This is a genomic window from Propionigenium maris DSM 9537, assembly GCF_027925155.1.
GTDB lineage: Bacteria > Fusobacteriota > Fusobacteriia > Fusobacteriales > Fusobacteriaceae > Propionigenium > Propionigenium maris.
Genome location: NZ_BSDY01000006.1, coordinates 238,585 through 264,391, shown reverse-complemented (window position 1 = coordinate 264,391; position 25,807 = coordinate 238,585). Strand labels below are relative to the sequence as shown.

Here is a 25,807-nt window from a genome sequence, read left to right as displayed (position 1 = left end):
ATAGTAGTTTGAGGTATATACATTACTGGTCATATCCTTTCGAGTAGAATTTTGTGTGGTAACTCAATTATTACTCTATATTGGATATGATTTTTAATTTTTTGTGAATTACTTTTGCAACACTCTATAATTTTTAATTTATAAAAATCTTTTTTCCCTTTCATCTACCAAGACTATTCCCATGGAAAAGATGCACCAGAATACAGGAGCTACAGAAACAACGCTGTCATTAAACAGAAGGGTAATCATATAAGCTGTTGAAGCTATGAAAATATAGCTGCTTTCACTAATTTCTCCTACTACTTCTTTTATAAGTCCCTTAATAAAGTAAACTCCAAATAATATAAGAGTTATTGCCAGGTAAAATAGTCCATTATTTATACCTATCTGTAAAAAGTAATTATGGGGCTTGTCCACCAGCATTCCCCTGTTTCCATAGAATAGACCCTTTCCAAAAAAATCATCCTGAGGAAATGCCAATACATAGTTATCCTGGCCCCACCCCAGAAGTGGTCTAGTCCACAACAAGGGAATGCTTCTACTCCAGATATACCCCCTCTTACTTCCCTTATTCTCATACCCGTCCAATAGTTTAAACCTCTCCACCTCCCTTACAGGAGTATACTTCCCCCTATGATCCCTGGTATAGAACTTTTCATCAGAGTACAATAACTCATAGGAAAAATCTTTATTGCTCAGAAGGTAAAGATTCTCATTGCTGCCACTCCTTTGTATCCTATAGTTCCTATAACCTTTCCTATCAAGGTAAGCTATGCCACCTTCTCTAGCTACCTCTATCTTTCTTCCCTGATCATCGAAGAATTCAATGCTATCTAGAGTTTCCCTTATAATTAAGTTGTGCTCCCCCTCTATCACTACTCCCCTGTCTATAGGCTTTATGCTGTAGATTTCAGCTCTTTCCCCACTGGAAAAATCCATACGTCTTCCCAGAAATTCCTGAGACCATGTGTCCATTCCCTGCCATACACCATAGATAAGAATCATTATCACTGTGAGCTTTCTCCAGTATTTTTTTATGTCTCCTCCCATAAACAAAAGAAATAGTAATAATCCTCCGTAATATCCCAGCTGTCCCGCCCTGGAGTGGCTTCCAACAAGATTTCCATATGCTAGCAGGGTATAGCATCCGTAAAGCAAGTTTTTTCTTCTGGTAAGGTATCTTCCCAATCCTATAAAAAACATGATTACAGCATAGGACCCCATATAGTTAGGGTTGAAGTGAGTTCCATATATTGCATTTTCTCCAAACCTAAAAACTATATCTCCAAACCTCTCTGATTGAAAACCAGTAATAAGCTTGTAGCCTATCTCATTTTCTAGAAAGTTATAACCAAAAAACTGCATTATACCTATAATAAACACCACCACGCTAGAAATCAGCATTGCATTTACAACAAGGTCTCTTTTTCTTTTCTCTCTGAAAACCTCTAGCCCAGCTATAAATATTGCCATATATGCAATCTGAGCTATCGCTCCTTCAAACCTCCCGTTTATTCCCCACAGGGCTACCTCTTTGCTTTCAGCAAAGATACAGCTTAGAATAGACAGGCATGTCATTACTACTCCTGCTTTTTTATATAAGTTACTTCTTCTTCCTTCTAAAAGAAGCAGAACTATCCCTCCTACTCCTAAAAATACTTCCCTATAGTAGCTGAAGAAGTCATACTGAATTCCTTCAGCTCCAATAGGAGCAGTTATGTATCTAATACTTCCTGGGTCCAGTTGCTTACTGTATCCCAATACCAAAAGCGGTATGATAAAACTAATCATCATTAATACCCCTGTTTTTACCTTCTCCTTCATTCCCTAGTCCTTTCCTCTTTTTAGTGAATTATAGCATAATCTAGACTGCACACTAAATTCCTTCTTAAACTTTCCCACCCTGATTTAAAAATTATAGATAAAAAAAGAGAGCCCCTCGGCTCCCTAATTTTTCTTAGAACTGTGACCAGTCTGTACTGTCTGCATAAGAATCTTCTTTAATATAAGCTCTTATTGCCCCATCAGTATTTCTATAAATCCATCCACCCGTTGCAGCTTCAGCATCTTTTGTAAATAAAGAGTTCCCAGTAGTTGATGATAATGCTACAGCATTCGTTGCAGTAATTGTATTTCCGTTATTTGTTCCAGGTGTTGAAGGTAGTACATTCTTTCCAAAGAAATCTGAAAATTCAACTGTTTGACCATTTGACCCTGAAGATACAACTTTTTCTAAGTCATCCTTATTAGTATTTAAAGCTGTCTGAGTTGGGTACTCATCAGCCTTAGCGTGGAACATAGCGATAGATGTTCTAAGAGATGATAGGTTCCCTTGTACATTAGCTACCTTTGCGCTTTCAGATACGTTAGCAAATCTAGGCAGTGCGATTGCTGCTAGAAGTCCGATGATAGCAATAACTACCATTAATTCAATTAGAGTAAATCCTCTTTTCTTCATTTGTTGCCTCCTGTTTTTTCTCTATTTTGTATTTTGTTACTTGATAATATAGGTATCCTTATTAGATACTATTTATTTTTTTCAATAATGATATCTTGTACATTGATTTATTTGAACAGAAGTCATTCTACTATACCTGAAGTTTTCTGTCAAGATTTCATCATGTAATTTTTGAAATATTAACATGACTAGTTTAGCCCAAAAAATATGACTTTGTCAACTTCTATTTTATTAGTGGTTGTTTTTTACCCCTACTACTGTTCATTCCAGTCTATAGACTGACGAAAGATCCCTGCAGGAAGGTTGGCATGGATCTCCCCGGTCCTCTCCCCGTAGTTATAGTTCCAGCCCCCACTACCGTCGGATTCTCTAAAATCCTGCAAATCGTTCACCGTATTTCTCCTCTTCACTCCCTCTACTTCAGGGGTAGATGGCATCTTCCTTCTTCCCAGCACCCCAGCAAAAGTTACCTGACTTCCATCGGAACTTCTCCCGGAAACGTCCTCCAACACATCCTCCACTCCCATGAGAGCTGGATACTCCTCCACCTGGGTATAGTAATCCTCTAAAGCTACCCTTAGGTCAACAAGATCCTTCTGTACCCCTGCAGCCTTGGAGGAATCCTTTACATCACTTAATCTGGGAAGAGCCATAAAAACAAATATTCCAATTACACTGACTATAATAGCTAGCTCCGGTATGGTAAATCCTTTTTTCATAATAGACCTCCTGACAGAAGAGCTGCCGATTAAGGGATATCCTCCCTACAACCAACAGCTCCCCTCCTTAACTATAGGATTTTTTACTTAGATACTCTTCTCGGTGTTATGAAGGCGTCCCTTAGCTCTACATCTGCACCCTCTGGAAGGTTGATCTCTATCTTAAGAGGTCCCCTCTTTACTGAGATCCATCCAAGTCCCTTGAATACAAGCTCCTCTCCCTCTTCAACAGTCCACGTTTCCTTCCTAAATGGAAGTTTCTGATACTCATCCTTACAGTGGTTACATGGAGGTGTAAGGATTCCCCCTACGTGCTCTGAAAGAAGCTCCTCTATCCTGTCCTCATTTGTCTGGTGGAAAACCACTCCCTTGGAAGCAAAAGCTGTAAAGATAGACTTGTTACCCTCCTCATTATCCAGTACCTTTATCCACATTAGGCCTCCAAATGCCAGGATCCTATTTGGCTTCATCTTAAAGGTCATTCTTGAGATCTCCTTAGATGGTACTACCTTCAGGTTACACTCCTGACAGACCATATCCGAGATTCTTCCCTCTGGTATAAGTCCAGGGGTATCCACAAGGGTAAGATCTGTCTTTGGTATCTTATTTACAACGCTCTTAAGAGTTGTTCCAGGGTATTTTGATGTTGTTACCTTCTTGTCCCCTAGAAGTCCATTTATAATACTGGACTTACCTACATTGGTAGTTCCCATAACTACCACTCCTGCTCCCTTAGGGTAGAAGTGGTTAAGCTTTCTTACTATTCCGTTTATTCCATACTTACTCTTGGCACTTATGATAGCTATATCTAGAGGAACTATTCCCTCCTCAGCCAGCCTCTCCTTTACCCAGTCGGATACCTCTGAAGGGTGCTTATCTCCAGGTATAAGGTCCACCTTATTTACAGCAACTATGGAGTCCATCTCCCTTAAAACATCCAGGATCTCATCGTCGAAGGATCCCTCAAAATCAATTATATCAAACACTGCAAGGGCTACCTTGGCCTTAGACACAGACTTTGCCACCTCAGCTCTGTAGTCCTCCTTTGTCATCTCCATTGGAAGGTAACTTCCATAGTTGGAAATCTTAAAACATCTCTGACAGTAGATCTCCTTCCTGTTCTTTAATACTTCCTTAGGTACATACCCCTGTTTATTTTCATCTATACTCTGCAGCTCTATACCGCATCCATTACATTTTTTGCTCATCTTACCTCCTACAATAACTTTTTATAAAAAGTTATCTTAAAAATTCACCCTTGATTCTTTGCTCGTCCAAAGAATCAACTAAGAAAGGACGCCTCTTTCAAATGTTTCATAGGTTCAGCTTAATTGCAACGCCTTTTTAAGCTACAGTCCTCAGCTAGCGCTTGCGGAACTTAAACTGTATAACGGCTAAGATAACTTTTCCAGCTCTAAGCCACATCAACTTGAAAGAGGTCACTTCCCCTTAATCTCTATAACAACTTTCCAATTTTTAACTATCACTTATAATTTTTTTATAGTTTCTCCACACTTATGTTTAGGTTTGTGTAGATACACATCTGTCCAGCCACCTTCATAGCTTCCTCAGCTATGGTCTTGGCATTCATATCTGTGTGCGTATAGAGCGCCTTTGCTGCTGCATAGGCATATACTCCGCCGCTTCCTATGGTTGCTATGCCGTCCTCAGGCTCAATAACGTCTCCATTACCAGATACGATTAGGACATTGTTTTCATCGGCTACAATTAGCATAGCTTCCAGAACCCTCAGTGCCTTGTCGTGTCTCCACTCCTTAGCCAGCTCTACCGAAGCCTTCTTCAGGTTCCCACCGAACTCCTCCAGCTTCCCTTCAAACTTATCAAAGAGGGCAAAGGCATCTGCGGCACTTCCTGCAAACCCTGCAATTATTGTATCATCATATACCTTTCTTATCTTCTTAGCTGTATTTTTAAAGACCGTTTCCCCCAGGGTAACCTGACCGTCTCCAGCCATAGCCACCTGGCCATCTCTCTTAACAGCTATTATTGTCGTTGCTTTAAATTGATTCATCCTTATCACCCCAGTTTCCATATCCCTTTAGTATTTTAGGTTTCCCCACCATCTCCTCATAGACCCTTGTGCTTTCTATGCTTACATGTCCCATGAGCTCCTGAAGGTACAAGATCTCCATTCCATGCTCCATCATATACACTCCAAAGGTATGCCTGAAGGTATGGGGGCTTATCTCCTTCTCTATTCCCGCTCTCTTTACATATCTGTCTATTATTCTTCTGAGAGACCTGTCACTCAACCTTGTTCCTGAACCGTTCACAAATAGGATATCAGGGGTATACTTTCCCCTGTACTTCTCCTTCTTGGCCTCTATATACCTGATATAGTACTCCCTGGCTCTCTCACTGAAAAACACCATCCTAGGCTGCTTCCCACTGGCCACCTTGAGCTGCCTTCTCTCTAAATCAAAGAGGTTTTCACTTAGAGCCAGGAGCTCATTGGCTCTTATACCGCTTGAGTAGAGAAGTTCAACTATAAGTCTGTCCCTCAGCCCATTGGCCTTCTTGGTATCTATTACCTCTCTTAGAGCATTTACTTCAGCCAAGGTCAGTATCTCAGGTTGCTTTGTATGAAAGGAGGGGCCAGTTAGAAGGAGAGTCGGGTTCTTCTCTATTACCCCCTGTCCCTTGAGATACTTAAAGAATCCTCTGAGGGATGAGAGCTTCCTGTTGAGGGATCTCTTTCCGATATTCTCCCTCTGAAGCTCCATAAGAAATCCCCTGAGCATCATCTCATCTATCTCTTCAGGAGCTATATCTCTTCCCAATCCCTCCAGATACTCCCTCAGCTGACCGAGATCTCTCTTGAAGGATTTTATGGTATTTATACTCTTACCCTGTCCAAACTCCTCATAGTATATAAAGTCCTTTATGAGTTTTAAAAGTTGTCCCCCCATAGATCCACACCTCGTAATCTTCTAGTCTGTAATTTAATTTAATTTAATTTAATTCCTTCAGCTTTTCATCCAGGTACTCAAGGGCTATTTCAGCTACCTTGCTGTATCTCTCCCTCTTATCCTTTATCCTCTTCCCCTCAAGGGATCTTACGATTCCAAAGTTAGGTCCCATAGGCTGGAAATCCTTCTTCTCCTCTGTAATATACTTGATTATTGCTCCAGTTGGGCTTCTGTCATCCAGTACAAATGGTGCCTTTCCTTCAAGCTTGTTGGCAATATTTATAGCTGCCATCATTCCGGTAGCCATTGCTACAACATATCCCTCTCCACCAGTTATCTGACCTGCAAAGTAGATATCTTCATGAGATTTTAAGTTAAGAGTAGGATTTAATACCTTTGTTGAGTTGATAAATGTATTTCTGTGCATTACTCCCAGTCTGATGAATTCTGCATTCTCAAGTCCCGGGATCATAGAGAATACTCTCTTCTGCTCTCCCCACTTAAGGTTTGTCTGGAACCCTACAAGGTTGTATAGCTTTCCTTCCTTGTCATCCTGCCTCAGCTGAACCACTGCATAGTCCTTTACTCCCTCTGGTAGTCTTGGATTGGTAAGCCCCTTTGGCTTTAGTGGTCCAAAGAGAAGGGTCTTTTCCCCTCTGCTTGCCATCTTCTCCACAGGCATACAGGCTTCAAATAATTTTTCCTCTTCAAACTTCTTTAATGGAATAGTTTCAGCATTGATCAGCTCATGGTAGAAGTTTTCATACTGCTCCTTTGTCATACCACAGTTGATATACTCTCCATCTCCCTTATCGTATCTCGACTGGTAGTACACCTTATCCTGGTCTATTGATTCTAAAGTTACTATTGGAGCTGCTGCATCATAGAAGTACAGGTGCTCGTCCTTGGTTAACTTTTTAATATCTTCTGCCAAAGCAGCTGATGCCAGCGGTCCGCTGGCCACTAGTACGATACCCTCTCTCGGTACTTCCTTTAATTCCTCTCTTATTATCTCAATATTTTCTTCCGCTTCCAGTATCTCAGTTACCCTTCTGGAAAAACCTTCTCTGTCAACTGCCAGAGCTTGTCCTGCAGGTACCTTAGTTTCATCTGCTATCCTTACCAGTAAAGAGCCCATTCTTCTCAGCTCTTCCTTCATAAGCCCTGAAGCATTTGATACAGCATTTCCCCCCAATGAATTACTGCAAACTAACTCAGCAAAATCATTTGTTGTATGAGCTTCTGTTTTAACACTTGGTCTCATCTCATAGAGCTTTACCTTTATTCCCCTCTTAGCCAGCTGGTATGCTGCTTCACTTCCAGCAAGACCGGCTCCGATTACTACTACTTCTTTCTTCATATCTATCTCCTTCTACACTCCCGCCACATAAGCAGGATCTACAAACTAATTTATTCTCTACAATATCTTTAATAGGGCCAACTACCCAATATAAAATTTCAACATCTAATTATACATTATTTTACAAATTATAGGAAGTTTTCACTTGTTTTATTTCAACATTTTCCCCTTAACTGCCTCTTAATGAACTTTTAACTCATAGTTAATCGTATAAAGGGAATCGTAATTATCTTTTATTTTTAACCAGTTGTATAATTTAAGAATAAAAATAACTTTTAATCTATAAGGAGTTGATTACTATGAAGATGACCACGATAACGGACATAGAGGATAAATTTCCTGCCAAGGTATCCAGGATAACTTCAGAGGGTGAAATTTACTACCTGAAGAGAAATATTGAAAAGAAGATAACAACAAAGAGGGCTATGAATATCCTTCAAAAATTCTTAGCTGATATACTAAAGATTAAAACCCTTGCTCCTACAGCCAATACTGAGCAGCACTCAACCCATGAAGCGGATAAGATATCCTCCCTAAGAGAGGCAGGACTAAAGGTACCAGAGATCCACTATAGCTGTGAGGAGTACTTTATCATGGAGGACTGTGGTCATAGACTAAAAGACATCTTAAAGAGGGAGGAGGCAGATAAGACACTCTACCTAAGAGAAGCCGTAAAGTCCCTAGCTCTTCTCCACAACCATGGTTTTGCCCACGGCGGATCCCAGATCCGAAACTTTACAGTTAAGGATGGGGAGGTCTATATGATCGACTTTGAGGAGAAGATCCATAAAAAATACCTTTCAGCTATTCAGTTTAGAGATGTCCTTGTTTTCCTCATCTCCATTGCAAGCCTCAGAGCAAGGGATATAGACTACTATGAGATCTTAAAGGTCTATGAGGAGCACTCCAGCTCCAAGGACAGTATCTTAAACAGGATAATAAAACTAACCGATAGATTGTACTTTCTGGGGAGGTTATCCAGAACCAGGGTTTCTAAGTTCTTTGGAAAAGATCTTCTGTTCATCTCCTATCTTATCGACGATCTTTCCTCTATTAAAAGAGCCTAGGGTTAAAAACCCCAGGCTTTTTTTACTTCTTTTTAGGAAGTTTTCTCATATTTTTACACTTTTCATTGGAGCAGGCAAGAAACTTACCCCATCTTCCTTCCTTTACTACAAAGGGCTTTCCACACTTTTCACATGGGCCAGCTTCCTCTACCAGTCTCTTATTCTCCTCGAGGTCCCTGTCTATGTACTTCTTCACAACAACAAGTCCGTCCCTCTCCTCTAGCTTCTCTTCCTTAGCCAGCTTCTTAAGCTCTGGATTCAGTTTTATCCTAACTTCATCCTGCTTATAGTCCTCACTCTCAAGGTAGTGTCCATACCTTCCGGGCTTCAGGTAGATCCTTGCACCCTTGTCGGTAACCATATCTGTAGGTTTACCCTTGGCTATAGCAAGAGCTGTCTCCGTCACAGCCTTCATAGGCATAATTCCGTTCACTTCCTTGATCTCATCCTCTGCCAGCATCTTCTTGATGCTTGCTGGTAGTGGTATCCTTAATCCGTCCTCCTTGAAGTTTTCACTTTCAAGATAGCTTCCAAAGGGACCGAGCTTTAGAAGAAGTTTTGATCCGTTGTCAGCTACCATATCTGTAGGCTGTCCACGCTTCTTCTTCTCCCTTACCTCTACTATATCCCTAACTATTATCTTTCCGGCTTCCAGCTCCTCCTTGGAAAGATCTATTCCCTTAAGGGAGTACTTTTCCTCACATGATTCATCCTCACACATGAGGTATCTTCCGAACCTTCCGCTCTTCATGATCATTATCCCACTTCCACAAGGGCACGGCACATCCGACTCAACTCTTCTGTTTTCAATCTCCTCTACCTTCTTCTGGAAGGCTGTCAGGTACTTGGAAAGGTCCTCGTAGAAGTCTCCTAAAACTTTCTTCCACTCTACCTCTCCCTCCTCTATAAGGTCCAACTTATTCTCCATCTCAGCAGTGAACTTTACATTCATTATATGAGGGAAGTTTGTCTCCAGCTCCTCCTTAACCTCATATCCAAGAGGTGTAGGGATGAAGGACTTTCCTGAAAGCTCCACATACTCCCTCTTCTTGAGGGTCTCGATGATAGAAGCATAGGTAGATGGTCTTCCGATACCGTCGGATTCCAGCTTTTTTACTATGGAGGATTCAGTCAGTCTTGCTGGTGGCTTAGTTATCCCGTCCTTAATAAGGAGCTTTTCAAGGGGCATGATATCCCCCTTCTGGATATTAGGGAAATCCACTGTCTTGATCTCTCCCTCACCCTTAAACACCTTGTAGTAACCGTCGAAGGTTATCTTGTTGGCTGTTCCCCTGAACTGATACTTATCATACTCATTTATAAACTCAAACTGCTTATACTTCATAGGTGCCAGTTGGGATATGATAAATCTCTCCCAGATTAGCTTATAAAGTTTATACTGGTCATCGTTAAGGTATTGCTTTATCTCATTGGGCTCCAGCTCCACATAGGATGGTCTTACTGCCTCGTGGGCATCCTGTACCTTCCCCTTACTCTGCTTCTCCTGGTAGTTCCCTATATACTCCTTACCATACTTTTCATTTATAAAGCTCTTGGCAGCTTCTTTGGCCTCATTGGAGATCCTTGTGGAATCTGTTCTCATATAGGTAATCAGACCCTTGAGGGTACCATCTATATTCTGACCTTCATAGAGGGACTGGGCCACTCTCATAGTCTTGGATGCTGAAAATCCTAGGTAGGAGGATGACAGCTGCTGAAGGGTACTTGTCTTCAGTGGCAGTGGTGGTTTCTTGCTTCTATCGGTGATCTTAGCACTAACTACCTCCAGATCCTTCCCTGCAAGCTCCTTCTCCAGTTCCCTTACTACCTTCTCGTCGAAGATCCTATCCACCTTTTCTCCCTCTATCTTATAGAGCTTAAGGTTTATATCATCTCTGAACTCCCCATTTATCTCCCAGTACTTCTCCGGTACAAAGGCCGCTATGGTGTCTTCCAGATCACAGATCAGCTTAAGGGCCACCGACTGCACTCTCCCTGCACTGGTATTGGAGGATATTACCTTCCACAGAAGGGGACTTATGGAGTATCCCACCAGTCTGTCCAGGATTCTTCTGGCCTGCTGGGCATCTACCTTATTTATATCCACCCTTCTCGGATGACTTACCGCTTCCTTAATAGCTGTCTTTGTGATCTCATTAAACTCGATTCTGTTGAGATCATCCTCTGGAAGCTTCAGTATATGGGCTATATGCCATGCAATAGCCTCTCCCTCTCTATCCGGGTCGGAAGCCAGGAATATCTTATCCGACTTCTTTGCCAGAGCTCTCAGGTTTTTAGTTACCTCTCCCTTTCCCTTGATTGTAGAGTAGGATGGCTCAAAGTTTTTTTCCACATCCACTCCCAATTTACTCTTTGGAAGGTCTCTTATATGTCCAAAGGAAGCTGTTACTGCATAGTTTCTTCCCAACATCTTCTCGATCGTTTTCGCCTTAGCAGGTGACTCCACTATGACTAGGTGTTTTTTCTTTGTAACTTTCTTTTTCTTGGTTGCCGTTTTCTTTTCTTCCGTCGCCAAGGTCTTTCACCTCTATTCTTTATTTACACATCCGTGTATTTATTTTGAAGGCCAAAGCCCTCCTATCACAATTTCTTTTTCAAAAATATAGCTTTTCTCCCTAAAAAAACTCAATGGATACAATTATAATAAATAAATTTAAAAAAATCAAGGATGGTTAGCTAAGACCTTCCTTCTATACTTCCCTCCTGGAGCTCCACAGATGAGCCCCTTCAACTCCAATTCCATGAGGTAAGCCAGCAGTTCTCCTGCTCCGATTTTAGTCTCAACAATAAGCTCATCAAGGTTTGCCTCCCTCTTTAAGGCCTGGAAAACCCTGGCCTCATTCCCGGTAAGGTTAACCTCTTCCTCAGTATCCTTTTCCACCTGGGACTCCCAGCCATATTCATCCAGTATCTCCCGTCCGTTGGTTACAAGTTTTGCCCTACTTTCCCTTATAAGATTATTACATCCAAGGGAGGTTGGAGAGAAGATATCCCCGGGAACTGCATAGACATCCCTTCCCTCATCCAGGGCCAGGGAAGCTGTTATGAGGCTGCCTCCCCTCTCCCTGCTCTCTATTACCACAACACCCATGGAGAGGCCCGCTATTATCCTGTTTCTGGCAGGAAAATTATAGTGGTTTGGAGGTGTTCCCAGGGGATACTCGCTTACTATGGTTCCCTCCCTCTCTATCCTCTTCCAGAGGTCCTTATTTTCTTTGGGGTAGATCACATCCAGGCCGCTGCCCACAACTGCTATGGTCCTTCCCCCTCTAGCAAGGGCTTTTTCATGGGCTGCCCCGTCCACTCCAGAAGCCAGACCGCTGACTACAGTTACTCCTGATCCTGCAAGGTCCCCTGCTATCTTCTCACAGGCGCTCCGCCCATAAACAGTCATCCTTCGAGTTCCAACCACTGCTATACTCTTTCTGGGGAATTCAATCCTTCCCTTTATATAGAGGAAGACTGGAGGCTGGGATATATTTTTCAGGAAGAAGGGGTACCTCTCATCTTTAAGGGAGATAACCTCTACTCCCTCCTTCCTCAGCCTATCCCTATCATCTGAGATATCCATATTTCTGGATTCTCTTATCCTCTTCATGTCGCTTTCTTCAACCTTACAATATCTGGCCAGCTGGATATCCTCCAAGAGAAATATGTCCTCATACCTCTCCAGAGCATTCATAAGCCTTCTCACAATGCTGTCCTTCACACCAGCTACTCTCAGCCTGTACCAGTTATCCATAACATCACCTATCTTTTAAGTTTAGAATACACCTCTACCAGCAGATCCCTTACCTCCTGCGACCCTGGATAGTTGCTGCTTGCTCTTTCCAGCACGCTCTTAGCACTGCTATACCTCTCCAGGCTCATATACATATTCGCTATGGCTACATAAACATCTACATTCTTCTTATATTCCAGATATCTCTCCATATCCTTTATTCCCTTGTTCAGATCCCCTGCCAGCTGGTAGGCACTTCCCCTTCCAAGGTAGGCCTCATAGAAGTCTGGATCCTCGTTGAGCACCCTGGTATAAAGTCCGGCAGACTTTCTGTACTCTCCCAGGAATCTCGTAGTTGTAGCTGCTCCAAAGAGGTTCCTTATATCTCCGTTTCTGTCCTTTAAAAAGACATCCCTTGCCTTCTCATATAGATCATCTTTGAAATACCTGTTCCCCAGTTCAAAGACCTTGTTGCTGTCCGAGTAGCCTGTCATCTCCAGGTACCCCTCATACACCTCATAATATTCCTCCAGGTACTTCCCCTTTCTCCACTGGGATTTGGTCTCATTTTCTATGAGTTTGTCTACAGTAAGGATCCTCTCATATACTATCCTTGCATCTCCAGGATACTTCTTCTCAGCTTTTTTAGCTGTGGAGTTGGAGGTACTGAGCTCCCCTGCCAGCCTTTCAGCCCTTATAAGATTGATATAAGCCTCTGGATCATCCTTTTTCCTGAGGTAGGTTACAAGGTTTTCCTTTCCCGCTGCATAGTTTCCTACCTCTATCTGATATCTTCCTTCGTTTAACAGGTCCTCTAAATCTTCGTTGGCCACAGCCACCTGGAATAGCGACAGGATCGCCATTACCACAATAAACTTCTTCATTACATCTTCTCCTTTACTATACTCTTTACCCTTCCTACGGAAAATACAGTTTCTATCTCCCCCTCTACCGGTATCTCAGAAGAGTCCTTCACTGCTTTTCCTTTATAGGTGGTGATACTGTATCCCATCTGCATTATCTTTGTAGGATCCACTCCGCTGAGTCTCTCCTGCATTACATCCATCTCCTGCTTCTTTTTAGCCAGGTAGTAGCCAAAGGCCCTGTCCAGAGCTTCCTCCCTGTCGGTAACCTCTACATTTCTCTCCCTTATATTTTTAAGGTATCCCTTAAGTCCATAGGACTCCTGCCTTCTTATTAGGTCGTGCTTCTTTCTGTCCAGATACTTGAGGAGGATGGTCTTCATATACCTCTCCCTGTTCTCAATCTCATCCTGTAGCTTCCTCTTTTCAGGTACCACCTTTTCAGAGGCATGGGTAGGGGTAGAGGCTCTCAGGTCTGCCACAAGGTCTGTGAGCAGAAAATCTATCTCATGTCCCACAGCAGATACAATGGGTTTCTTAGCATTGAAGTAGGCCAGAGCCACCTCCTTCTCATTGAAGCACCAGAGGTCCTCTATACTACCTCCCCCTCTACCTGCTATTATAACATCTATCTCCTCTATATTATCAAGGGTCTGGATACCCTTTATTATCTCCTGGGATGCTCCCTCACCCTGTACCTTGGCAGGGTAGACATAGATATTTATATTGGGAAACCTCAGTTTTGCTGTATTTATTATATCCCTCACAGCTGCCCCGGTTCCAGAGGTAACAATTCCTATGGTCTGGGGAACCTTTGGGAGCTTCTGCTTGTACTTCTCATCGAAGTATCCTGCTGCTGCCATCTCCCTCTTGTTCTTTTCCAGCTCCTCAAAGAGGGCTCCCATCTGATTTTCCTTCTCTATGTGCCTTACAAGTACCTGGTAGTCACCCCTTGCCTCATAGAGGGTCACATCTCCAAAGAGTTTGATCACATCCCCCTCCTTGAGGTCCTCGGCTATCCTCTTGTACTTGTAGTTGAAAGCGGCGCACTTTACCTGGGCTTTCTTGTCCTTCAGGGTAAAGTAGAGGTGTCCGCTCTTATAGTAGTTCACCCCCGACATCTCCCCCTTGAGGAAGAGCTCCTGGAAGTTTTCGTTCCCCTCTAAATAGCTTTTTACCTCCCTGTTTAACTGGGAGACTGTATATATCTTTTCTTTCTTTTGCATCTCTACCTCCCCAACTTTTATTTAAAGTTGATAAATCTATTTCGTTACTTCTGTCTTGATACAGAAGTAATCAAGAAATCAAGTCTTCGAAAATGTCTTCCTTGCTATATTATTAATCTAAGCCCTTTATAAGCTACAGTCCTCGTTCCTCTTGTTAAAATCATAGCATATCACTGCGGAACTTATTCTGTAAAGTGGTCTAGCTAATTTCTTAGTACAAAGCTAAATCGACCTTCTCAGACAATTAAATTTCTTTACTATTTAAAATTTCTAAAAAACACTCTCTTCTTGGAGTAGTGATCTCTTCATGAGTTTCTATCATTTTTCTTAATTCCGTTAATTTTTCAAACTTTGACTCCTTTAAAAGAGAAACTAACATTGTCCAAAATTGCCATTCTTCAAATGTCATCTTATTAGAAAAATCATAATCAAAATACTCCAAAACAGCTGCTGGAAATTTATTAGGCTTTATAAATTTTATAAATTCCTTCTCTGCCTTAACGTATTCCTTTTTCTTAATAAGCTCAATAAAGTTGTTCTCCTTCTCTTCTAAGTGTCTCTTTTCCACTTCATCAGATACTCTTTTTATTTCCTCTGAAAACTTCTTATATATACTACCTTTAAATGTAGACCTTAAACTACTCAAACTCCAGTAATTTCCCATTTCATACCTTGGATAGTTCCCAATCATATCAATCAAAAATTTCTTTATCTCATTTTTGGGATTCAATGATGTAACTTCACATAAATAAAGATAATGAAAGTACAGTTCAACTGATAATCTTTGATTGTAGTATTCTTTTTGATTATTTTCTTCCACATATTTCTCCAGCTTTTTTACTAATTCTACATGTCCTTCTGTTGTTAGATAAACATATTTTTTTATACAATTATTTAAAAAACCTGAAGTCTTATCAAGCTTCCACCCTAACTCAATTACAATTTCGTTTATGTTTTCTTTCGCTCCAAAGTAATAATTTTCTATTCTTTCACACAAATTTTTGTTGTAAAATTCATAAACATTACTATATTTCTCAAGCCTAAACTCTTCTTCTTTCATTTTTCTTTTTTCTAGATCTATCTCTTCCTTTTGTTTGAATTGCGATGAGCTATTTATCAAATTATCAATTCTATTCCAGTGGTTTTTAATATATTCCTTAATAAGGTGCAGTTCATTTTCACAAACTATATAAAAACAAACTCTTAGAAGTTTTTTCTTCCCTTCGTGAGTTAGTTCTCTCTCTTCTAAATCAAACATCAACTCCTCATATAGATGAACAAGTTTTTCAAGAACTCTAAGGTTATCCTTACAATGTTGTTTAAACTCTTCTAAAATCATGATCTCCATATCTGCTGAAAGTTTTAACTTTGAAGATTTTAGTTTTCCTAAAATCACTTCATCCTCTATTTCTTCCAATGAATACGTAAAATCAATTACTTTTTCCTTATAGGTTTTATATACTTTTTTCTGATCTTCATCTATCACGTCTTTATTACATAAAACCACTACATTCGTTTTTTGCTTAACTCTTTCTATGAATCCCATTAAATCTTCCATTGGTATTTTACATCTTTCTAAATCATCAAAACATACTATTGATTTTGGGCTATAGTTTAAATCTTTAATGGTAGACATCTCGACTAAATTATTTATAGAAATTGCTTCAAGAGTATTTTGCAATTTAATCTTATCTTTAAGAAAACCTTTTATAAGATTCCTTATAAATTTTGTTTCTGTATTAGATTCTATTTTATTTAAAGCTGGAAATTTATTTTCCTTTAGCATCATTACTTCCAACTCTCTCAAGTTAGAAATACCAAACAAAGAATAATACTTTTGCTCTTTCTCTCTTGCAAACTCTTTGTAAGTATGAGTCTTTCCAATACCCCATTTACCAGTTATTAGAAAACTATATTTTTTATCACTTCCAAGTTTATCATAAAACCTATTTAGCTTCTCTATTAATTGACTGCTATTCATAGATGCCCCCAATATCTTTATGCTCTATAATCTAAATCTTCGATTTCTCCTTAGTTAGAGAGAAACCATAGGAAGGATGATGGTTGTCAATAACCCCTCTATATCCCCTTTGACCTCGTGATTTTTTACCCTGATTGTCTTTATCCCCAGGCTGTTGAAGTATTCATCCCTAATTCTATCATACTCCCTTGCCTCTATGCTCTCATGAATCTCCCCGTCCACCTCTATCACAAGCTTCAGCTTAGGGCAGTAAAAGTCAGCTATGTAATCCCCTACACCATACTGTCTCCTAAACTTTAGCCCCATGAATTGTCTATTTCTCAATTTATTCCAAAGCATCTCTTCGGCTTCTGTTTGATTCTTCTTTAGATTTCTTCTCTTTTCCTCTGTGGATGGTTTATCATAAAGTTTTCTTGGCATACCTTGCTCCTTCCACCCTCAATCCCAGCCCTTCTCCCTATCCAAGGAGAAGGGAGTCTAAGATCCCTTACCTTAAAACTCTCTACTTTGGTTTCTCCCTAGCTAGGGAGAAACCATATAAAGGATGAGGGTTGGTATTCCCTATCCTACACCATCTTCTTGTCTTTTTCGTGATATTCTTTCCAAACTCTCTAAATTCACTCTTCCCTCATCTAAGTTGATTAAACTTTGTACTCAGATATATGCTAGGCTGTCCCACAGAATAAGTTCCGCAGACGACAGCCGAGGACTGTAGCTGATAAAAGCCGTATAGAAATAACCTGCTTATAAAACATTTTAGATGAGGGTCAGTTTTCTTTGGTTCGTTTCTTTTGCTGACCAAAAGAAATGAACTATTCTTAAAGTTCTAATAATAGATTTTCCAGCCTCTTCATCTCATCCCTCTTCACTATTGCTTCCTCGAAGTTCAGCTCCTCTGAAAGCTTTACTATCTCACCCTTGAGCTTCACTATCTCCCTCTCTATATCCTTCTTGGATGTAAATACCCTCTTAGGTCCTACATCGTCCATATCTCCCAGATCAACTCCGTAATCCAGGTTAAGCACCTCTTCCGAGATATCCCTCATGATACTCTTTGGATCGATGCCGTTTTCCTCATTGTATGCCAGCTGGTGCCCCCTTCTTCTGTCGGTCTCACCAATGGCTTCCTTCATGGATTTTGTCATCACATCTGCATAGAGGATAACCCTTCCCTCTAAGTTTCTGGCTGCTCTTCCCATAGTCTGGATGAGGGATCTTCTACTTCTCAGGAACCCCTCCTTGTCAGCCTCCAGTATTGCCACAAGGGATACTTCCGGTATATCCAGTCCCTCTCTCAGAAGGTTTATCCCCACAAGGACATCGAACTCTCCCTTACGTAGTCCTCTTATTATCTCTATCCTCTCAAGGGTATCTATATCTGAGTGCATATACTTCACCCTCACCCCAAATCCGATATAGTAATCTGTTAGCTCCTCTGCCATCTTCTTGGTAAGAGTAGTGACAAGAGTTCTCTCCCCCTTTGCACTCCTCAATCTAATCTCCTCCAGAAGGTCATCCACCTGGTTCACAGTAGGTCTTATCTCCACAGGAGGATCCACGATACCAGTAGGTCTTACCAGCTGCTCCGCTATCCTGTCTCCGCTTGCCTCTACCTCATAGTCTCCAGGGGTAGCCGACACATATACCGTCTGGTTGGCTATCTTCCTGAACTCCTCAAACCTCAGGGGTCTGTTGTCCAGAGCCGAGGGAAGTCTGAACCCGTTGTCCACAAGGGTTTCCTTTCGGGACCTGTCCCCGTTATACATCCCCCTTATCTGGGGAACCCCTATGTGGGACTCATCTATAAATATGAGGAAGTCTTCCGGGAAGTACTCCAGCAGGGTATGGGGAGTCTCCCCAGGCATCTTACCGGCCAGGTACCTGGAGTAGTTCTCTATCCCCTTGCAGTACCCTACCTCCCTTATCATCTCTATATCGTATTCCGTTCTCTGCTTGAGCCTCTGAGCTTCCAGGAGCTTGTTCTCCTCCTCAAACTTCCTTATCTGTATTTTGAGGTCCTCCCTTATCTCGGCCACTATCCGATCAAGGTCTCCCTCCTCCGTCACATAGTGGGTGGCAGGCATTATCGCCAGTCTCTCTATATTCTTTCTTATCTTCTGTCCTGTGAGGGTATTTATCTCGGAGATCTCCTCCAGGTCATCTCCCCAGAACTCCAGCCTGTATCCCGTCTCCATATAGGACGGGTAGATGTCTATTACATCCCCCTTCACCCTGAACTTTCCTCTTTCAAAGGCTATGTCGTTTCTTTCATACCTCAGGGATACCAGCCTGGAGATGAGCTCCTTCCTCTCTATACCAGTCTGGAGATCGATATAGATCCTCATCTTCTTATAGGTTTCAGGCGATCCCAAACCATAGATAGCCGATACAGATGCCACTATTATTACATCCTCCCTGTTTATAAGGGCTGCGGTGGCCGCATTCCTCAGCTTGTCTATCTCATCATTTATGGAGGAATCCTTCTCTATATAGGTATCTGTAGAGGGGATGTAGGCTTCCGGCTGATAGTAGTCGTAGTAGGATACAAAGTACTCCACTGCATTCTCCGGAAAGAAGGCCTTAAACTCAGCATAGAGCTGAGCTGCCAGGGTTTTGTTGGGTGCCAGTATAAGGGCTGCCCTTCCCGTTTCCTTTATTATATTAGCCATGGTAAAGGTCTTTCCCGACCCCGTTACCCCCAGAAGAACCTGGTCTCTGGCTCCTCCCTCTATATTCCTGGAGATCTCCTCTATGGCTCTGGGCTGATCCCCCATTGGTTCATAGTTAGAATGAAGTTTAAACATAGCCTCCTCCTCTTTCACACCTTATTATTTCCGATTATTACTAAGATTTTAACAGATTTATTCCCTCCAAACAAATTATACTTTTCCACTTATTTTTGTGGGAGAAAAGGAAGTTATGGATATCATCTAACAATACTTTCATAGATTATTTTTTAGGAGGAGAGGTATGAAAGTTTTATCTGGAAGCGAGATGAGAAGTTTGGATGAGAGGTATATGAGGGATTACGGGATCTCCCAGGAGATGCTTATGGAGAATGCAGCTCTGGGAGCCTACTACTTTTTAAGGGATAACAACCTGCTGAACTCCCCCTTTATCTTCTTCTGCGGACCTGGAAATAATGGAGGGGATGGTCTGGCCCTTGCCAGAAAGATCCACTCCTACAACAGGGATATAAGGGTGGTCCTCACCCACTCCCCTAAGAAGTACAGGGGAGCGGCTCTTACCAACTACAATATTCTCAAGAAACTCAGGGTTCACATAGAAGATGTAGAGGACCTTGATCTTCCCTCTATATGCAGCGACCTGTCCGAGGGATGCATAATCATAGATGCCCTCCTTGGAACGGGTTTAAACTCCAGACTAAAATCTCCCATAAAGGAGGTTGTGGAGATGATAAACTCCTGCGGGGGATACAAGATCTCCCTGGATATCCCCACAGGCCTCTCCTCAGAGAGCGGTCTCCCCCTGGGAAGTGCTGTTAAAAGTGATGCCACCATCTCCTTTGGACTCCCAAAGTACGGCCACTTTATCGGAAGAGGAAGAACCTATGTCCCCCGCCTGGCCAACTGCAATATATCCATGGGAGAGGACCTCATAGAGGATAGTTCCGTCAAACTCAACCTCCCTGGCCCCCTTCCCCGGAGAAATCCTGTGGGACACAAGGGCAGCTTCGGAAGGGCTCTCTTTATCTCAGGTTGCGATACCTATCTGGGAGCTCCCTACTTCAACTGCTACTCCTTTATCCAGGGGGGCGGGGGATACTCCTACCTCTTCTCCACTAGAAGGGTCATAGATTCTGTGGCTCCCTCTGCCAGGGAGGTTGTCTTTATAGAGGGAGGGGCAACCCCCGGAGGGTCCCTCTCCCCAGATAACCTCAAGGAACTGCTGATGAGGGGGGATTCCTGCGACGTGGTAGCCATAGGTTCCGGCATCTCCCTAGATCCTCAGACTAGTGAGCTTGTAAGGGAGTTTGTCTCTACCTTTACCGGAACCCTCATCATAGACGGGGACGGCCTCACAGCTCTTAAGGACAGCCTCCCGCTACTGAGATCCAGAGAGGGAGCAACTATCCTCACCCCCCACATGGGGGAGTTTGCAGGCTTGAGCGGCAGATATATAGAGGAAATCGAGAGGGAAAGGGTGGAGCTCCTCAGGGAGGTCGCCAGAAACTACAACTCCCATGTAATCCTCAAGGATGCCTCTACCCTCATAGCCTCCCCAGAGGGAGAGATCTTCATAAACCCCACTGGGAACAGTGGTATGGGGGTTGCAGGAAGCGGAGATGTTCTGGTGGGCATCCTGGCCTCTGCCCTGGCATCCTTCAGACTTTCCCCTATGGAAGCTTCCTCCCTGGGAGTCTTTATCCACGGACTTGCAGGGGATATGGTCAGGGATACCCTGGGAGAGGAGGGTGTTACCCCTACCAGGATGATGGAGATACTCCCTGAAACAATCAAAACCTTCAGAGAAAACTATAAGGAGATCATCCAAAACTACACCCCAATTAAGCTATAAAGGATATAAGCTTATTTCTTGTCTTGATACAAGAAATGAACCAAAGAAGATCAAGACTTCTGGTAATCACCTTTTTCAGCAGAGTAAGGTTTTCCTTTCTTTTCATAGGCTCTGGACAAACAAACTCCCATGTCTCTAGAATTTATTTTATAAATTAAGAGCTAGTGGGATAGATAGAACCTATACTGTTTGACGAAACAAAGTTTAAGTAATAATTGAAGCCCGGTGGTGACCTGCAGTCGGCCTTTAACCTCTTATTTTAAAGGGTTAAAGCGTCCGGAATAGTCGATGTGGCTTTGTACTCCAAATTTTTTTCTAGACCGTTAAGCAGGTTAAGTTTATCATAACGTTTTACACTGATCTTTCCCCACAGAGTTGTGATTGTAGCTAAAAAAGGTCGTATATTAACTCTCTACAACAGAGACATTATGTAGGACTAGATCTTCTTTGGGTACTTTCTTGCATCATGGTAAGAAAGTGCCTTGCTCCCAAAGGGAGTGAAGCTGTATTCCCATAAATTTAATATCTAAAATTCTATATCTTAATATTAAAAAAAGGTGAGATCCATTAAGGATCTCACCTTTTTATTCTCTTTCATCCAGATAGAGGGGCTGCTCTATGGTGAGCTTCTCCCTTCTTCCCTTGGAGGCTTCCACAAGGACCAGCTTGGCCTCGGAAAACCTGTCTGAATATACACTTCTTATCCTCTTGGGAGAGAAGTCGTTTCTCTCCAGCTCTACCAGGATCTCAGAAAGCCTGTAGCTTCTGTGGATCATATAGAACTGTCCCCTGGGCTTCAGGAGTCGCTTTGCATTCTCCACAAGCTCCCTCAGGTTGAGGCTTATCTCGTGCCTGGCTACCGCCCTACTGTCATTGGGATTTATCTTCTTCCCGTCTATGGTCATATAGGGGGGATTGGAGATCACACAGTCATAGGTATTCCCCTCCCTGAGCTCCTTCACATCCATATTGAGGACCCTTACCCTGTCCTCCATGGAGTTTCTCCTGAGGTTTCTCTGGGTGAGTTCCGCCATCTCCCTCTGTATCTCCAGAGCTGTTATATCCGAGGCTGCATTCCTCTGACAGAGAAGGATGGGTATAATCCCCGTCCCGCTCCCTATCTCCAGGATCTTAGCCCTGCTTTTCCCTCTATAGAATTCAGCCAGGATCACTGCATCTGCCCCAAACCTGAATCCCTGCTTCTTTTGAATTATATCTGCCCCGTCATCTAGAAGGGTTATATCCTCATCCTCTAGGATCTCCCGGGCTCTTTCTATCTTATCCTCTAGCATCTCTACTCCTTTTCCAGAGTCTTCAGCTTCTTCTCCTCAGCACTAAGCTTGTTCTGAAGCTTCTTAGCTTCCTTTACGCTGAACTTAAGCTCATCCAGGGTCATCTTAAGGATCCCCTTGTTGTATACATCTACATAGAGGTAGCCATTTAATGGATTTACACTCATTACCTTTCCAGGTCCGCTTGTAGTATCAACTGCCTGGTGTACTGCTGGGTAACCCTTCAGTGCTTCCGAGTACTGAGAGTGCTCATACTTTATACAGCAGAGAAGTCTTCCGCATGCTCCTGAGATCTTGGACGGGTTGATTACAAGCCCCTGGTCTCTGGCCATCTTAATAGATACCGAGTCAAACTTGTTGATAAATGTTCTGCAGCAAAGCTCCTTACCGCATATACCTATGCTTCCAAGGATCCTTGCCTCATCCCTTACACCTATCTGTCTGAGCTCTATTCTCAGCTTAAACACTATCGCCAGGTCCTTAACCAGCTCTCTGAAGTCTATTCTTCCCTCAGCTGTAAAGTAGAAGATAAGCTTGGACTTATCAAAGGTAAACTCAGATCCCACAAGCTTCATTGGAAGCTCGTGTCTTATTATCTTGTGCTTACATACAAGGTAAGCTGCCTCAGCTTCCTCTCTGAGGTTGTTGTATCTCTGAATCTCCTCTACACTGGCTTTTTTAAGCACAGGCTTTAGAGGAAGTACAAGCTCGGTATCTGGAAGGGTTCTGGCTTCACCATATACCACCCCTATCTCCTTACCCCTTGCAGTATCCACGAGGACCTTCTCTCCCCTCTTATACTCTGTATTGTCCACAACTTCAAAGTAATATCTCTTCTTTGTTACCTCAAACATTACTCCCAGTACCTTATAGTACTTTATCTCTCTGGGCTCCTCTGCCTTCTCCTCATTAGGAGCAGCTGCCCTTACCTCTTCCTTTACTTCCTGCTTCTTTCCCTGGCCTCTGTCGAAGGGTTTTCTAGGTCCCTTGTTCTTTCCCTGGAACTTTCTTTCTCCCCCCTTGCCTTCCTTCTTAGGTGCAGGTTTATCTCCATCCTTCCTTACGAAGTTCTTGCCTCTTCTGCCTTCACCCTTCTTTTCAGGAGCCTTACCAGGTCTCTTCTCCTGGCTCTTAGGTCTATTATCCCCTTGTTTCTCATCTCTATTCTTCTGAGGAGCCTGTTTTTTTTGCTCTTCCATTTTATCCTCCTAGTTCTATGATCCCTTCCTCTAAAAAACTGCAGTAGGAATCCCGACTTATTATAATATGATCCAGTAATCTAACGTCTAGTATCTCAAGTATCTTCTTCAACTTCACTGTTATCTCTATATCGGCTTTAGAGGGCACTACCGATCCCGAAGGATGGTTGTGGGACAGGATCACCGACTTTGCCCGGTGGTGTATCACCCTCTCCACTATCTCCCTTGGATAGACGGGACTTCTGTCTATGGTCCCTGTGGAAAGGTTCTCCGCCTCTATGAGATTATTGCTGTTATTTAAAAATATAACCTTAAACTCCTCCACCTTGGAGTGACCGATATCATTTCTCAGATACCTGATAAGGTCTTCTGTGCCTGAGATGGTGGTAATATCTCTTCCCTTGGCCCCTTGTTTAAACAGGCTTTTGGCCATCTCCCCCATGAGATTAAAAAAGAGAGCTGTACTTTCTCCCACTCCCCCTATCCTCTCCAGGTCTTCAGTGGGTGCTTTTACTACCTCTTCCAGGCTTCCAAATATATCTATAAGTTCCTTAGCTATGGGTTTTACATCTCTTCTGGGAATTACATAGGTCAGGATCAGTTCCAGCTGCTCATAGTCCAGCAGGGCATGGTAACCTCCCTCCCTGTACTTTCTTCTGAGCCTCTCCCTGTGACCTGTTACGTCCACCTTCATAACACCACCTAAAGTTCTTTCTACTAATTATATCCCTTGGAAAGATTATTGTCAAAGAAAGAAAAAAAGGCCCTGAGGCCTTTTATCCAAAGAGGTCGTAGACCTCATCTACTTTTTTCATGTTTTTTATCACTTCCAGGGCACCGGTTACTATAGGGTAAGCAAGGACCGCTCCCGTTCCCTCACCCAGTCTCATATCCATATTCAGCATAGCCTCCAGCTGAAGCTCCTCCAGGATTACCTTCACTCCAGGCTCCTCACTTCTGTGGGTAGCTATCATATACTCCCTTGTGTGGGGATTTATCTTGTAGGCTGCAAGGGCTGCAACCCCAGATATAAACCCGTCTATAAGCATTGGCTTTCTGTATCTGGCTGCTCCCAGATACATCCCCACCATACATGCTATGTCCAGTCCCCCTACATGCTTCAGGATCTCCATGGGATCTCCTTTGAGAAGGTTGTTCCCCTCTACTGTTTCCTTTATGACCCTCTTCTTCTTCATAAGGCCCTCATCTGAGAGACCTCCTCCCCTACCGACTATATCATCCAGGGGTGCTCCGGTGATTCCGTAGAGTACCGCTGAGCTTGTAGTGGTATTGGCTATTCCCATCTCCCCGTTGGAGAATACGTCGTAGTCCTCCTTAAGGTCCCTTATCATCTCTATTCCGGCTTCCACCGCTGCCACGCACTCCTCTGTGCTCATAGCCGCTCCGTGAACAAAGTTCTTAGTTCCCCTGGCTATATTTTTATTGTAGAGGTTTGGATACTCCCTCGGGATGCTGTTTTTTATCCCTATATCCACAAGCTTAAAGTCCGCCCCTATACTTCTGCACAGTATCCCTATGGCCGCTATCTTGTTGAGCATAGCCTCAGATACTATCCTGGTGTACTCCACCGGACATGAGGATACTCCCTCCTCCACTATTCCATTGTCAGCAGAGGCCACGATGTGACACCTTCTCTCTGCGCTGTTGAATACCCTACCGGTAATTCCCGCTACCTGTACTGCTATCTTCTCCAGCTTCCCCAGACTTTCCACAGGTTTCATCCTGCTATCCAGTCTTTTCTTGGCCTTCTCCTGGGCTTCCCTATCCAGCCCCTCTATATATTCAAGTGTTTCATTTAAAAGCTTCAAAGCTTCTTCCCCCCTATATTCAGTCCTTCCAGTACAGGAAACTTGTCCCTGAAGTTAATCACTGCGATCCCGCAGTTATCTGTGGCAAACTTCCAGTACCCCTCCAGTCCACCGGTGAGGTAGTGGCTGAGTACACAGTTGATTACTCCCCAGTGGGCTACCACCAGGATATCCTTCTCCTCCTCCAGCTTCTCCTCGATAAACTCTACAGATCTCCTCTGAAGTTCCCTTACACTTTCACCACTTTCATAGTCGTAGTCCTGCCACTTCTCCCTCCAGAGGGCTTCCTCCTCTGGATACTTTTCAAGGATCTCCTCATACTTGAGTCCCTCAAAGATACCGAAGTTCAGTTCCCTGAGCCTCTCTGTTTCAATGACCTCCAGTTCCCTGTGGTTAAGGATCCTTGCTGTATCCCTTGCTCTCACCAGGTCGCTCACATAGATCTCATCGTAGTGGAAGGCCCTCAGTATCTCCTTGGCCTCCTTAGCCTGTCTTACCCCTTTTTCTGTGAGTTCAGGGTCCAGCTGTCCATAGAATATTCCATCCCTGTTCAGCTCACTCTCCCCGTGTCTCACTAAGATCAGTCTTCCCATGGCAGCCTC

At 42.9% G+C, this 25,807-nt stretch carries 21 protein-coding genes; 2 read left to right on the top strand and 19 right to left on the bottom strand.

What is annotated here, in order from left to right:
- Positions 1-138: 138 nt before the first annotated feature.
- The 7 genes from QMG11_RS08560 to trmFO form a co-directional block, all read right to left on the bottom strand.
- Entirely contained in the window at positions 139-1,791 is a 1,653-nt protein-coding gene (locus QMG11_RS08560) for an O-antigen ligase family protein (protein WP_281835141.1), read from the bottom strand.
- Between the two features lie 166 nt (positions 1,792-1,957).
- Complete coding sequence (locus QMG11_RS20000) at positions 1,958-2,458, bottom strand: type II secretion system protein (RefSeq protein WP_309302088.1); 501 nt, start codon at positions 2,456-2,458, stop codon at positions 1,958-1,960.
- Positions 2,459-2,712: 254 nt separating this feature from the next.
- On the bottom strand, positions 2,713-3,177 hold the full coding sequence (locus QMG11_RS08550) for a type II secretion system protein (protein ID WP_281835140.1): 465 nt from the start codon (positions 3,175-3,177) through the stop codon (positions 2,713-2,715).
- A gap of 83 nt (positions 3,178-3,260) precedes the next feature.
- On the bottom strand, positions 3,261-4,385 hold the full coding sequence (yqeH, locus tag QMG11_RS08545) for a ribosome biogenesis GTPase YqeH (protein ID WP_281835139.1): 1,125 nt from the start codon (positions 4,383-4,385) through the stop codon (positions 3,261-3,263).
- Between the two features lie 290 nt (positions 4,386-4,675).
- Positions 4,676-5,209, bottom strand: coding sequence for an ATP-dependent protease subunit HslV (gene hslV / locus QMG11_RS08540; protein WP_281835137.1), 534 nt, complete (start codon positions 5,207-5,209; stop codon positions 4,676-4,678).
- Positions 5,196-6,107 (bottom strand): tyrosine-type recombinase/integrase, encoded by a 912-nt coding sequence (locus tag QMG11_RS08535; protein ID WP_281835136.1) that lies wholly within the window; start codon positions 6,105-6,107, stop codon positions 5,196-5,198. The genes hslV and QMG11_RS08535 overlap by 14 nt, the downstream gene beginning before the upstream one ends.
- 43 nt (positions 6,108-6,150) lie before the next feature.
- Positions 6,151-7,467 (bottom strand): methylenetetrahydrofolate--tRNA-(uracil(54)-C(5))-methyltransferase (FADH(2)-oxidizing) TrmFO, encoded by a 1,317-nt coding sequence (trmFO, locus tag QMG11_RS08530; protein WP_281835135.1) that lies wholly within the window; start codon positions 7,465-7,467, stop codon positions 6,151-6,153.
- Between the two features lie 299 nt (positions 7,468-7,766).
- On the opposite strand from trmFO, the gene QMG11_RS08525 reads away from it, so the two are divergent.
- Entirely contained in the window at positions 7,767-8,534 is a 768-nt protein-coding gene (locus QMG11_RS08525; RefSeq protein ID WP_281835134.1) for an RIO1 family regulatory kinase/ATPase domain-containing protein, read from the top strand.
- 22 nt (positions 8,535-8,556) lie between these two features.
- Here QMG11_RS08525 and topA read toward each other — a convergent pair whose 3' ends face one another.
- The 7 genes from topA to uvrB form a co-directional block, all read right to left on the bottom strand.
- Positions 8,557-11,070: a type I DNA topoisomerase gene (gene topA / locus QMG11_RS08520; protein ID WP_281835132.1), complete on the bottom strand. Its 2,514-nt coding sequence runs from the start codon at positions 11,068-11,070 to the stop codon at positions 8,557-8,559.
- Positions 11,071-11,217: 147 nt separating this feature from the next.
- Positions 11,218-12,297, bottom strand: a complete 1,080-nt coding sequence (gene dprA, locus QMG11_RS08515) for a DNA-processing protein DprA (RefSeq protein WP_281835131.1) — start codon at positions 12,295-12,297, stop codon at positions 11,218-11,220.
- Between the two features lie 8 nt (positions 12,298-12,305).
- Positions 12,306-13,160 (bottom strand): tetratricopeptide repeat protein, encoded by an 855-nt coding sequence (locus QMG11_RS08510; protein WP_281835130.1) that lies wholly within the window; start codon positions 13,158-13,160, stop codon positions 12,306-12,308.
- Entirely contained in the window at positions 13,160-14,365 is a 1,206-nt protein-coding gene (xseA, locus tag QMG11_RS08505) for an exodeoxyribonuclease VII large subunit (protein WP_281835128.1), read from the bottom strand. Before xseA ends, QMG11_RS08510 begins: the two co-directional genes overlap by 1 nt.
- A 244-nt stretch (positions 14,366-14,609) precedes the next feature.
- A complete protein-coding gene (locus QMG11_RS08500; RefSeq protein WP_281835127.1) occupies positions 14,610-16,346 on the bottom strand; it encodes a P-loop NTPase fold protein in 1,737 nt (578 codons plus the stop codon).
- A gap of 54 nt (positions 16,347-16,400) precedes the next feature.
- Entirely contained in the window at positions 16,401-16,766 is a 366-nt protein-coding gene (locus QMG11_RS08495; RefSeq protein ID WP_281835126.1) for an endonuclease domain-containing protein, read from the bottom strand.
- A 398-nt stretch (positions 16,767-17,164) separates the two neighbouring features.
- On the bottom strand, positions 17,165-19,150 hold the full coding sequence (gene uvrB / locus QMG11_RS08490) for an excinuclease ABC subunit UvrB (RefSeq protein WP_281835125.1): 1,986 nt from the start codon (positions 19,148-19,150) through the stop codon (positions 17,165-17,167).
- 166 nt (positions 19,151-19,316) lie between these two features.
- On the opposite strand from uvrB, the gene QMG11_RS08485 reads away from it, so the two are divergent.
- Positions 19,317-20,885, top strand: coding sequence for an NAD(P)H-hydrate dehydratase (locus QMG11_RS08485; protein WP_281835123.1), 1,569 nt, complete (start codon positions 19,317-19,319; stop codon positions 20,883-20,885).
- Between the two features lie 584 nt (positions 20,886-21,469).
- Here the strand turns inward: QMG11_RS08485 and QMG11_RS08480 are convergent.
- From QMG11_RS08480 to QMG11_RS08460, 5 genes are all read right to left on the bottom strand, one after another.
- Positions 21,470-22,177, bottom strand: coding sequence for a tRNA1(Val) (adenine(37)-N6)-methyltransferase (locus QMG11_RS08480; protein ID WP_281835121.1), 708 nt, complete (start codon positions 22,175-22,177; stop codon positions 21,470-21,472).
- 2 nt (positions 22,178-22,179) lie between these two features.
- Complete coding sequence (locus QMG11_RS08475; RefSeq protein ID WP_281835151.1) at positions 22,180-23,031, bottom strand: PSP1 domain-containing protein; 852 nt, start codon at positions 23,029-23,031, stop codon at positions 22,180-22,182.
- A gap of 346 nt (positions 23,032-23,377) precedes the next feature.
- The gene (gene radC / locus QMG11_RS08470; RefSeq protein ID WP_281835120.1) at positions 23,378-24,070 is read right to left on the bottom strand and encodes a RadC family protein; all 693 of its coding nucleotides are present in this window, start codon (positions 24,068-24,070) and stop codon (positions 23,378-23,380) included.
- 82 nt (positions 24,071-24,152) lie between these two features.
- Positions 24,153-25,205, bottom strand: coding sequence for a nicotinate-nucleotide--dimethylbenzimidazole phosphoribosyltransferase (gene cobT, locus QMG11_RS08465; protein WP_281835119.1), 1,053 nt, complete (start codon positions 25,203-25,205; stop codon positions 24,153-24,155).
- Entirely contained in the window at positions 25,202-25,798 is a 597-nt protein-coding gene (locus QMG11_RS08460; protein ID WP_281835117.1) for a histidine phosphatase family protein, read from the bottom strand. The genes cobT and QMG11_RS08460 overlap by 4 nt, the downstream gene beginning before the upstream one ends.
- Positions 25,799-25,807: the final 9 nt, after the last annotated feature.